The organism is Citrobacter sp. wls711, assembly GCF_005281055.1.
In the GTDB taxonomy this organism is placed as follows: domain Bacteria; phylum Pseudomonadota; class Gammaproteobacteria; order Enterobacterales; family Enterobacteriaceae; genus Citrobacter; species Citrobacter gillenii.
Genome location: NZ_SZXC01000020.1, coordinates 171,684 through 183,214, shown reverse-complemented (window position 1 = coordinate 183,214; position 11,531 = coordinate 171,684). Strand labels below are relative to the sequence as shown.

Here is an 11,531-nt window from a genome sequence, read left to right as displayed (position 1 = left end):
CATTCAAGTCGCATACTATCTCTCATATACACAATTTTAATAGGGCTTTGTTTTTATTTATCCAGACAGGCCGTAGCCAGATTTTTAATTTGTGAAATGGTGTGCTTATGTGTGAAGAATATGTTGAAAGACCGCTTTATTTGTTAATTGCCGATTGGATCAGGGCTGAAGATCGTTGGGTCACGGCAAAAGAAATCTCCCTCCATTTTAATATTGAACACTGCAAAGCAATTAATACGCTCTCCTATATTCTGTCTGAAGTGGGAGAAATTGTTTGTGAAGTTAAGATGATCCCTAACCAGATTGCAGGCCGGGGCTGTCAGTGCCAGCGTCTGGTGAAAGTCGTGAGTATTGATTCTCATCTCTACAGCAGATTGAATCACAATTTGCAGGATAAAAAAGTGAGCGTAGGGAAAATGCCGCGTATGTCGGCTGTACCGCCAACAGAGCTTAATCGAGAGCAGAAATGGCAGATGATGCTGTCAAAAAGTATGCGTCGCTAATTGTAAGTTTGCCTGATGGCGGCATAAACGGTGATTGACTCGTAGGCCGGATAAGCGTGAGCGCATCCGGCATCAATTACTGTGCTGATTTGGGCTTCACATCCGTTGTGCCTTTCAGACGCGGGCGGTTTTTATCAATCTGCGTTAACGGCTGTGTTTCGCGTAACCCTGCCCGACAGCGAACCGCGAGATCCTGATACTCTTTGGTGTTCAGCCGCTTCCAGTGCAGCTCCTGGTCTGTCACCTCTCGCAGCACGCGGGCAGGTGAACCGACCAGCATTTGCCTTGCCTCGCCGGTAAATCCGGCTTTAACAAAGCTCATGGCGGCGACAATGCTCTCTTCGCCAATTGTTGCGCCGTCCATTATGACGCTGTTCATGCCAACCAGCGCGTCCCGGCCAATGACGCAGCCGTGCAGGATTGCACCATGTCCGATGTGTCCATTCTCATGCACGATGGTGTCGGTGTCACAGTAGCCGTGCATGATGCAACCATCCTGAAGATTCGAGCCTGCTTCAAGGATCAGACGGCCATAATCACCGCGCAGCGAGGCAAGAGGGCCGATATACACGCCAGCACCGACGATCACATCGCCAATCAGCACTGCGCTAGGATGGACATACGCCTGTGGGTGTACCACCGGGATCAGGCCTTCAAACGCATAGTAACTCACGATATTCCTCAGTTGTTTTTGCCGGATAACGCGGCCTACGAGTGTGCATTTTTTGTAGGCCGGATAAGCAAAGCGCCATCCGGCATCAGCACATTAACGACCTTTCCACACCGGATCGCGTTTTTCGGCAAACGCCTGCGGCCCTTCGAGCGCATCCTCAGAGTGCAGCACGGATGGGTAATGCTTCAGCACGCCGCTGCGGATGTAGCGGTAGCCTTCTTCTACCGGCATTTCGCTGGTTGCGCGGTAAATCTCTTTCAACGCGGCGATGGCCAACGGGGCGCTATTCACCAGCTGCTGCGCCAGTTCGCGGGCGCTGTCCATCAGTTCAACCTGGCTGACGACGCGGTTCACAATCCCCCAGCGCAGTGCTTCTTCGGCGCTCATTCGTCTGCCGGTCATCACCATTTCGTTGACGATAGCAGGCGGCAGCAGCTTCGGCAGACGCAGCACGCCGCCGCTGTCTGGCACGATACCAAGCTTGGCTTCCGGTAGCGCAAAGCTGGCGTTTTCCGCACAGACGATAAAGTCTGCCGCCAGCGCCAGTTCGAATCCGCCGCCGAAGGCATAGCCGTTTACTGCGGCGATGACCGGCTTGTCGAGATCAAATATTTCCGTTAAACCGGCAAAACCGCCGGGACCAAAATCGGCATCCGGCGCTTCACCTTCTGCTGCCGCTTTTAGGTCCCAGCCCGCAGAAAAGAATTTCTCGCCGCCGCCGGTGATAATCGCCACGCGCAATTCCGGGTCATCGCGGAAATGAAGAAAAGCCTCACCCATGGCAAAACTGGTTTTGGCGTCAATGGCATTCGCTTTGGGCCTGTCTAATGTAATTTCCAGAATCGGGCCGTTACGGGTCAGATGTAATGATTCACTCATAGCTCATCTCCAAAAAATAGATTTGCCGACAGGAGGCATTCCTGCCGGAGGATTTATTTCAGATTTTTTTTGATTATTTTTCCGGAACAATTACGCGGCAGGTCGGTTCTTATCTCCAAAAACGAGGGAACCTTAAACTTCGCCATATTGCCTTCGCAGAAACTGAAAAATTCCGCTTCGCTTAATGTTTCCCCCTCATTCAATACGATAAAGGCTTTAATCGCCTCATCGCGGATAGCGTCTTTAATACCGACAATGACAATGTCCTGAATTTTAGGGTGAGCAGCGATTATATTTTCCAGCTCGACGCAGGAAACATTTTCCCCACCGCGTTTAATCATGTTGCAGCGCCGGTCAACGAAATAGAAAAAGCCGTCTTCATCCCGGTAGCCGGAATCACCGGTATGCAACCAGCCGTCCGGCTCCAGCGCGTTGGCCGTGGCCTGTGGCTGTGCGTAGTACTCTTTAAATATCGTTTTACCCGGCACGCCTTTAATGCAGATTTCGCCAATCTCTCCGGCAGGTAACGGCTGATTATGATCGTCGCGGATTTCGGCTTCATAGCTAAAGCCCACGCGGCCAATGGAAGGCCAGCGCCGTTGGTCACCGGGGCGGTCACCAATAATACCGACGATGGTTTCCGTCATGCCGTAGGAGGTCAGCAGCCTGACGCCAAAGCGCGCGATAAAATCATCTTTTTCCTGCACCGACAAATTGAGGTAGAACATCACTTCGCGCAGCTTGTGCAGCCTGTCAGTCGGGCTTGCGGGCTGTACCATCAGGGTGCGGATCATCATCGGAATGCATTCCGTCACCGTCGCCTGATATTTGCGTACCTGGTCCCAGAAGGCCCGGGCGCTGTATTTCTCTATCAGCACAAAGGTACTGCCTGCGGAAAAAGCCGCCATGGCTGCCGTACACTGGCAGTCAATATGGAAAGCGGGCATGACCGTCAGGTAGACGTCGTCATCGCGCAGGGCGCACTGCCAGGCGGAGTAGTAACCGGCAAAACGCAGGTTATAGTGGGTAATCACCACCCCTTTGGGACGTGAGGTGGTGCCTGAGGTAAACAGAATTTCTGCCGTGTCATCAGTGGATAACGGTGGTGTATAGCACAGCGTTGTCGGCTGCTGGTCCTTGAGCTGAGAAAAATGGCTCACGCTATCGTCAGCCGGAACCTGCTCGCTGATAAGACAAATGTGATTCAGCGGGGTGGTATTTTCCCGTTTTATCTGGCGGTACATTGGATAAAACTGAGCGCTGGTGACCAGCAGGCTGACCTGGCTGTTTTGCAGGATCCAGGCGCTTTCTTCCCCCAGCAAGCGGGCGTTAATCGGTACCATCACGGCGCCAATTTTTGCCAGCCCAAACCAGCAAAAAATGAACTCCGGGCAGTTATCCAGATGTAATGCGACCTTATCGCCTTTGCGTATGCCCAATGAATGAAAAAGGTTCGCCGTACGGTTAATCTCTTCATTAAGTGAGGCATAGCTAAACTGCCGAACGTTTCCTTCGCAGGATTCGAAAATAAGTGCTGCTTTATCTCCGTACACCCCGGCCAGGTCGTCCCACATCTGACGTAAGTTTTGTCTGCCAACGATATCCATTTTACCTTATCCACTGAAATCAGGCGTGAGCGCTAACCCGCAAAGCCGGTCAGCGCATTGCGTTTAATCCTCAACCCTGGCCAGGCCTTTGCCGACCAGCTCATTAATGTCTGCTTCGCTGTAACCGATATTTTTCAGAATGGCGGCGGTATCCATGCCGTGTGACGGCATGCCACGCCAGATTTTCCCTGGGTTATTTTTGAATTTCGGCATGATGTTGGGTCCTTTACAGGTGCGACCATCCATCGTTTGCCACTGGGTAATAGATTCACGGGCTACGTACTGCGGGTTGTCTTCCAGTTCCGGGATCGTCAGTACTTTCGCGCAGGCGATATTCAGTTCGGCAAAGCGCGCCTGAACGTCTGCAATAGTGTGTTCTGCCAGCCAGGCATCCAGTTTCTCTTCGACTAACGGGCCGTACGGGCACTCAACACGATGGATGAGCTGCGTGCCTTCCGGAACTTCTGGCGTTCCGAGAATGTGCGCCAGACCAATATCCTTAAAGCATTCGTTGATTTGCGTAATGCCAACCAGCTCCATCACGATGTAGCCGTCGGCGCATTTATACAGGCCGCAACCGGCGTAGTAGGGGTCTTTACCTTTGGTCATGCGCGGGCAAACTTCACCGCCGTTGAAGTAATCCATCATGAAGTACTGGCCCATACGCAGCATGACTTCGTACATGGCAATATCGATACTTTCGCCTTTACCCGTTTCGCGCACTTTATACAGAGCAGCCAGGGCTGCCGTGGTGGCTGTCATGCCGGAGAAGTAATCGGCGGTGTACGGGAAGGCTGGCATCGGCTGGTCAACGTCGCCGTTTTGAATCAGATAACCGCTGAACGCCTGGGCGATGGTATTGTACGCCGGGAGGTTGGTGTACACATCGGTGCCATACTGGCCGAAGCCGGAGAGGTGAGCGATAACCAGCTTCGGGTTATGCTCCCATAAAACCTCATCGGTAATACCGCGGCGGGCAAAGGCCGGACCTTTACTGGCTTCAATGAAAATGTCGGTGGTTTCCATGAGCTTCAGAAACGCTTCCCGGCCTTCATCTTTGAAAATATTGAGTGACAGGGCGTGCAGGTTGCGGCGTGACAGCTGCGGGTAGTTGGGTTGCACGCGGATGGTATCGGCCCAGGCGACGTTTTCAATCCAGATAACCTCAGCGCCCCATTCGGCAAACATCTGTCCGGCGAACGGTCCGGCGATTTCGATTCCTGAAAAGACAACGCGTACGCCGGCAAGCGGCCCAAATGCAGGCATTGGTAAATGATTCATAATTTAGCTCCTGGCAGTTAGTTGTAGGCCGGGTAGGCGAAGCGCCATCCGGCATCCCACTTAGCGGTATTGCTTGAGTACCGCACGACCCAACGTCAGGATCTGCATTTCATCAGAGCCACCGGAAACACGGTCAACACGCAGGTCACGCCAGAAGCGCGTGATGCGATGATTGCCCGCAATACCCACACCGCCGAGTACCTGCATGGAGGTGTCCACGACCTCAAACGCGGCGTTAGCGCAGAAGTATTTGCACATTGCTGCATCACCCGAGGTAATGGTGCCGTTATCTGCTTTCCACGCGGCTTCCAGCAGCATGTTTTTCATGGAGTTTAGTTTGATCGCCATATGCGCAAACTTCTCCTGAATGAGCTGGAAACGACCAATTGCTTCGCCAAACTGGACGCGTTGATTGGCGTAGCGCGCCGCATCTTCAAAGGCGCACATTGCTGTACCGTAGTTGGTCAGGGCGACGAGGAAACGTTCGTGGTCAAACTCTTCTTTCACGCGGTTAAAGCCATTACCTTCCCGACCGAACATGTCTTTTTCATCCAGTTCGACGTCATCAAAGGTAATTTCACAGCAACTGTCCATGCGCAGGCCGAGTTTCTCCAGCTTATTGACTTTGATACCGGCTTTCGTCATGTCAACAAACCACTCGGTGTAAATCGGTTTATCCGGCGATGCACCATCACGAGCCATCACCACGATATACGGGGTATAGGCGCTACTGGTGATAAAGCACTTACTGCCATTAAGATAAACCTTACCATCTTTGCGTGTATAAGTGGTTTTCAGACTGCCAACATCCGATCCAGCTCCCGGTTCTGTGATAGCGGAGTTCCACATCTGCTTACCGGTGCCCTGGAACGCCATGATTTTATCAATTTGTTCCTGGGTGCCTTCACGCAGGAAAGTGTTAAAACCTCCCGGCAATTGATACAGCACGTAAGTCGGTGCGCCAAGGCGACCTAATTCCATCCACACCGCGGCAACGGTGACGAAACCGGCTTCCAGGCCGCCGTGTTCTTCCGGGATCAGCAGGCTGTCGATGCCCATATCCGCCAGCGCTTTTACAAAACGTTCCGGGTAGACGCTGTCACGATCGCACTCGGCAAAGTAAGCTTCCCAGTTCTCACTGGCCATCAGTTCACGAATACCTGCGACAAACAGTTCCTGCTCGTCATTCAAATTGAAATCCATCTTCAAGCCTCTTCAGTAATGGGTTAATTAAACTTACTTGTCTTTCCAGTGCACTTTGGCGTCTTTAATAAAGGACAGCGTGACCATAATGTTGACGAAGAACAGCGGGCATCCTCCGGCAATAATCGCCGTCTGGATGGGCTTCAGTCCGCCCAGCGCCAGCAGAACAATACCGATGACGCCGACCAGTACCGACCAGCCGATACGGATTAACAGCGGCGGTTCTTCACCGTCGCGAACTTCGCGGCAGGTGGACATCGCCAGGGTGTAAGAGCAGGCGTTAATCAGCGTGACGGTGGCAATAAAGCAGAGGATAAAGAATCCCCACATGGTGGCGGTGCTGAACGGCAATGCGGCCCAGGTTTCGATGATGGCGCGCGCCACGCCGTGTTGCTCAATCAGTTGTGGGATGTTGACAATATTTTTATCCATCAACAGCAGCGTGTTGCTGCCAAGGACCGTCCACAGGATCCAGGTGGAAGCAGTCAGACCCAGTACCATGCCGAAGCACAGTTCACGTACGGTACGGCCGCGAGAAATACGGGCGAGGAAGATGCTCATCTGGATGGCGTAAATCACCCACCATGCCCAGTAGAAGACGGTCCAGCCCTGTGGGAAGCCGCCTTTACCGATAGCATCGGTATAGAACAGCATGCGCGGCAAATACATCATCAGCATGCCGACGGAGTCGGTGAAGTAGTTCATGATGAAGCTGGCGCCGCTGACGATAAACACCCAGCCCAGCATCAGGAAACTCAGGTAGCTACGAATGTCGCTGGCGATCTTCACCCCTTTTTGCAGACCACAGGCCACGCAAATGGCGTTCAGAATGATCCAGCAGGTAATGATGATGGCGTCTAATTGCAGGGTATGCGGAATGCCGAACAGATACTGGATACACTCGGTCACCAGCGGTGTAGCCAGACCGAGGCTGGTCCCCATCGCGAAGATCAGCGCGACCAGATAGAAGTTATCGACGATGGTGCCGAATAACCCTTTGGCGTGTTTCTCGCCAACTAACGGTACCAGTGTGGAGCTGGGACGGATGACGTCCATTTTGCGCACAAAGAAGAAGTAGGCGAAGGCCACAGAAAGGAAGCTATAGGTTGCCCACGGCAGCGGCCCCCAGTGGAACAGGCTGTACGCCAGACCGAGTTCTTTCGCGCCGGTGGAGTTAGGCGCGAGAGCAAAGGGCGGGGTGGAGATATAGTAGTAAATCTCTATTGAACCCCAGAACAGCACGGCAGCCGATGTACAGGAAGCGAACATCATAAATATCCAGCTGGTGGTGCTAAACTCCGGTTTTTCATCACCTAATTTCTTTTTGGCATACGGGCCAAAGACCAACCAGAACCAGCCGAACAGCATGATCACCATGTACCATTCAAATGCCCAGCCCCAGACATTGGTGACATAACTGAATACCGCATTAATAACCACATTCGCGGCATCAAGATCTCGAACTGTTAGCCAACAAAGTATTCCGACAATTATTAATGGTGGGAAAAAAACCTTTGGTTCTATTCCCGATTTCTTCTTTTCATTTTTCATAAGTGAATTCCAGTGTGAAAACGAAATTTATTTAGCGTTCCCGGTTGTGCTGTTTTGTATATTTATTATTAATAATTTGTTGATAACTGTTTAACCTCTGGGGCGCCTCTGTGAGTAACTCATAATGGGTATTCGTTAGCGGTGGTTCTGTTATGTGCGTCACACTTTTTTATGCTGGCTATTTTGTTGGATTTTTTGTTATTTGTTGTTTTAAATCAGTATGTTGATGTTGGTTTTTTAAGTTTTATAAGTCGTTGTCTTTCAATATTGTTGAACCAGTAAACAATATTGAAAACTTTCATGTTTGACAGGTGATTTTCAATATTGTTGAGATGCATAACACTATTGAAAGTTACAAATATGAATGTGTGACATTTTCAATATTGGTGATTAATGTTTTATTTCCGAATTAAAGAGCGTGATATCTGTATTTAACACAGCCGATATGAATAACGTTTCCTTCATGATTTCTGGAGATGCAATGAAGATAATTACTTGCTACAAATGCGTGCCTGACGAACAGGATATTGCGATTAATAATGCTGATGGTTCGCTGGATCTCAGCAAGGCTGATGCCAAAATCAGTCAGTACGACCTGAATGCGATTGAGGCTGCTTGCCAGTTAAAACAGCAGCTGGGAGAGGTTCAGGTTGTTGCACTGAGCGTGGGTGGCAAAGCGTTGACCAATGCTAAAGGGCGCAAAGATGTGCTTTCTCGCGGTCCGGATGAGCTGATCGTGGTGATTGACGATCAATTCGAACAGGCGCTGCCTCAGCAGACGGCGACAGCACTGGCTGCCGCGGCACAAAAATCCGGTTTTGATCTGATTATCTGCGGTGATGGATCTTCCGATCTTTATGCCCAGCAGGTCGGTCTGCTGGTGGGCGAAGCATTGAATATCCCGGCGATTAACGGTGTGAGCAAGATCCTCTCACTGGCGGATAACACCCTCGCGGTAGAACGCGAGCTGGAAGATGAAATTGAAACTCTGAGCATCCCGCTGCCAGCGGTGATTGCGGTCTCTACCGACATCAACACCCCACAAATCCCTTCCATGAAAGCCATTCTTGGCGCGGCGAAAAAACCGGTTCAGGTCTGGTCGCCAGCGGATATTGCGCTAAATAGCGTGGATGTGTATTCCGCCCAACAGGTTGCTGCACCGAAGCAACGCGAGCGTCAGCGCGTTGTGATTGAAGGTGACGGTGAAGAACAGATTGCCGCGTTTGTCGAGAACCTGCGCAAAATCATTTAATTATCAGGGGATGTTATGAACAAGTTTTCCAGTGTCTGGGTATTCAGCGATACCCCTTCTCATCTGCCGGAGCTGATGAAGGGTGCGCAGGCTTTAGGTGAGTCAATCAACACGTTCGTACAGAGCGAGGCTGACAGTGCGGCAGCAATCCAGCTGGGCGCCAACCATGTCTGGCTGCTCAGCGGTAAACCCGATGACCGGATGATTGAAGATTATGCGGGCGTGATGGCCCAGACCATTCGTCAGCACAGTGAAGGTGGCGCGGTACTGCTGCCGAATACTCGTCGCGGCAAACTGCTGGCAGCAAAGCTAGGCTTTCGTTTGTCGGCTGCGGTATCTAACGATGCCAGCTCGGTGACGTTGCAGGACGGCAATGTGGCAGTCAAACATATGGTGTATGGCGGTCTGGCAATGGGGTCGGAAACCATCGCCTCGCCATTTGCGGTGATCACGCTCAGCAGCGGAACGTTTGACGCGATGCAGCCAGAGGCATCCCGCATCGGTGAGAAGCATGAGGTGCAGTGGCAGGCTCCGGCCGTCGCGGTCACCCGTACCGCCACGCAGGCGCGCAAGAGCAACAGCGTCGATCTCGACAAAGCGCGACTGGTGGTCAGCGTGGGACGCGGTATTGGCAGCAAAGAGAATATCTCGCTGGCGGAAGCGCTGTGCCAGGCCATGGGCGCTGAGCTGGCTTGCTCCCGTCCGGTGGCTGAAAACGAGAAGTGGATGGAGCACGAACGCTACGTTGGGATCTCCAACTTGATGCTCAAGCCGGACCTGTATCTGGCGGTGGGGATCTCCGGGCAGATCCAGCACATGGTTGGCGCGAACGGCGCACAGACGATTTTTGCCATCAACAAAGATAAGAATGCCCCGATTTTCCAGTACGCCGATTTTGGCATCGTTGGCGATGCGCTGAAGATCCTGCCTGCGCTGACAGCCGCATTAGCGCGCTAAACCATTCCGGGCAGAGTACGAAAGTACTCTGCCGCTGAGAGGAGTTGTATATGTCCGAAGATATCTTTGATGCCATCATCGTGGGTGCAGGGCTGGCCGGCTCGGTTGCGGCGCTGGTGCTCGCTCGTGAAGGTGCACAGGTGCTGGTTATCGAGCGCGGCAATTCTGCTGGCGCGAAGAATGTCACCGGTGGGCGCATGTATGCGCACAGCCTGGAGCGTATCATCCCTGGCTTTGCTAAGCATGCTCCCATTGAACGCATGATCACCCACGAAAAACTCGCCTTTATGACTGAAAAAGGGGCGATGACGATGGATTATTGCAACGGAGAAGAGGCGGCGGCGTCGCAGGTTTCTTATTCCGTATTGCGCAGTAAATTTGACGCCTGGCTGATGGAGCAGGCTGAAGAGGCGGGCGCCCAGCTGATTACCGGTATCCGCGTGGATAATGTCGTCCAGCGTGATGGCAAGGTCGTGGGTGTGGAGGCCGATGGCGATATTCTTGAAGCAAAAGTGGTGATCCTCTCTGACGGCGTGAATTCTCTTCTGGCAGAAAAGTTGGGTATGGCCAGGCGCGTTGACGCGGCACATGTGGCCGTTGGTGTGAAGGAGCTTATTGAATTGCCGAAATCGGTGATTGAAGACCGCTTTCAACTGCAGGGTAACGAAGGCGCAGCCTGTCTGTTTGCTGGGTCGCCAACCGACGGCCTGATGGGCGGTGGCTTCCTCTATACTAATGAAACCACTGTTTCTTTAGGGCTGGTATGCGGCCTTCATCACCTGAAGGATGCGAAAAAATCGGTCCCGCAAATGCTGGAAGATTTCAAACAGCACCCGGCCGTTGCCCCACTGATTGCTGGTGGCAAGCTGGTGGAATATGCCGCCCACGTAGTGCCGGAAGCCGGGATGAATATGCAGCCGGAACTGGTGGGCGACGGTGTACTGATTGCTGGTGATGCTGCCGGAATGTGTATGAACCTTGGCTTCACCATTCGCGGTATGGATTTGGCTATCTCGGCAGGCGAAGCGGCTGCTAAAACGGTACTTTCAGCCATGAAGCGTGACGACTTTAGCAAGCAAGCGCTTGCCGAATATCACCAGCATTTGGACGACGGCCCGATGCGCGATATGCGCATGTATCAGAAGCTGCCCGCGTTCCTCGATAATCCCCGCATGTTTACCGCCTATCCAGAAATGGTAGTGAATATCGCCCGCGACCTGTTTACCGTGGATGGTTCAGCGCCGGTCCCGATGCGTAAAACATTGCTGCGTCATGCGAAGAAAGTGGGCTTCATCAACCTGATGAAGGATGGCCTTAAAGGAGTGACCGTATTATGACTTCTCCCGTCAATGTAGATGTCAAACTGGGCGTCAATAAATTCAATGTCGATGAAGAAAGCCCGCACATCATTCTGAAAACTCAGCCCGATAAACAGGTGCTGGAGGTGCTGATCAAAGCCTGCCCGGCCGGCTTGTACAAAAAGCAGGATGACGGCAGCGTGCGCTTTGATTACGCCGGTTGCCTGGAATGCGGCACTTGTCGAATTCTCGGACTCGATACGGCGCTGGAGAAATGGGAATACCCACGCGGCACCTTTGGTGTGGAGTTCCGCTACGGCTAAACCT

At 52.4% G+C, this 11,531-nt stretch carries 11 protein-coding genes; 5 read left to right on the top strand and 6 right to left on the bottom strand.

Features of this window, described 5'->3' with window-relative positions; genetic code table 11:
• Positions 1-107: 107 nt before the first annotated feature.
• Positions 108-503 (top strand): carnitine metabolism transcriptional regulator CaiF, encoded by a 396-nt coding sequence (caiF, locus tag FDW98_RS06480; RefSeq protein ID WP_096758355.1) that lies wholly within the window; start codon positions 108-110, stop codon positions 501-503.
• 76 nt (positions 504-579) lie between these two features.
• On the opposite strand, the gene caiE is transcribed toward caiF, so the two are convergent.
• From caiE to caiT, 6 genes are all read right to left on the bottom strand, one after another.
• A complete protein-coding gene (caiE, locus tag FDW98_RS06475; protein ID WP_096758354.1) occupies positions 580-1,176 on the bottom strand; it encodes a carnitine operon protein CaiE in 597 nt (198 codons plus the stop codon).
• A gap of 93 nt (positions 1,177-1,269) precedes the next feature.
• Positions 1,270-2,055, bottom strand: coding sequence for a crotonobetainyl-CoA hydratase (caiD, locus tag FDW98_RS06470; protein ID WP_096758353.1), 786 nt, complete (start codon positions 2,053-2,055; stop codon positions 1,270-1,272).
• A 53-nt stretch (positions 2,056-2,108) separates the two neighbouring features.
• Positions 2,109-3,662, bottom strand: a complete 1,554-nt coding sequence (gene caiC, locus FDW98_RS06465) for a crotonobetaine/carnitine-CoA ligase (RefSeq protein ID WP_096758352.1) — start codon at positions 3,660-3,662, stop codon at positions 2,109-2,111.
• A gap of 63 nt (positions 3,663-3,725) precedes the next feature.
• Complete coding sequence (gene caiB, locus FDW98_RS06460; protein WP_096758351.1) at positions 3,726-4,943, bottom strand: L-carnitine CoA-transferase; 1,218 nt, start codon at positions 4,941-4,943, stop codon at positions 3,726-3,728.
• Between the two features lie 60 nt (positions 4,944-5,003).
• Entirely contained in the window at positions 5,004-6,146 is a 1,143-nt protein-coding gene (caiA, locus tag FDW98_RS06455) for a crotonobetainyl-CoA dehydrogenase (RefSeq protein ID WP_096758350.1), read from the bottom strand.
• Positions 6,147-6,179: 33 nt separating this feature from the next.
• Positions 6,180-7,697: an L-carnitine/gamma-butyrobetaine antiporter gene (gene caiT, locus FDW98_RS06450; protein ID WP_096758349.1), complete on the bottom strand. Its 1,518-nt coding sequence runs from the start codon at positions 7,695-7,697 to the stop codon at positions 6,180-6,182.
• A gap of 481 nt (positions 7,698-8,178) precedes the next feature.
• Here caiT and FDW98_RS06445 point away from each other — a divergent pair, with 481 nt between their 5' ends.
• Genes FDW98_RS06445 through fixX form a run of 4 tightly spaced genes read left to right on the top strand, consistent with a single transcriptional unit; the run spans position 8,179 to position 11,527 of the window.
• A complete protein-coding gene (locus FDW98_RS06445; RefSeq protein ID WP_096758348.1) occupies positions 8,179-8,949 on the top strand; it encodes an electron transfer flavoprotein FixA in 771 nt (256 codons plus the stop codon).
• A gap of 15 nt (positions 8,950-8,964) precedes the next feature.
• Positions 8,965-9,906 (top strand): electron transfer flavoprotein subunit alpha/FixB family protein, encoded by a 942-nt coding sequence (locus FDW98_RS06440; RefSeq protein WP_096758347.1) that lies wholly within the window; start codon positions 8,965-8,967, stop codon positions 9,904-9,906.
• A gap of 50 nt (positions 9,907-9,956) precedes the next feature.
• Complete coding sequence (locus tag FDW98_RS06435; RefSeq protein ID WP_096758346.1) at positions 9,957-11,243, top strand: FAD-dependent oxidoreductase; 1,287 nt, start codon at positions 9,957-9,959, stop codon at positions 11,241-11,243.
• Positions 11,240-11,527: a ferredoxin-like protein FixX gene (gene fixX, locus FDW98_RS06430; RefSeq protein WP_096758345.1), complete on the top strand. Its 288-nt coding sequence runs from the start codon at positions 11,240-11,242 to the stop codon at positions 11,525-11,527. The genes FDW98_RS06435 and fixX overlap by 4 nt, the downstream gene beginning before the upstream one ends.
• Positions 11,528-11,531 lie beyond the last annotated feature (4 nt).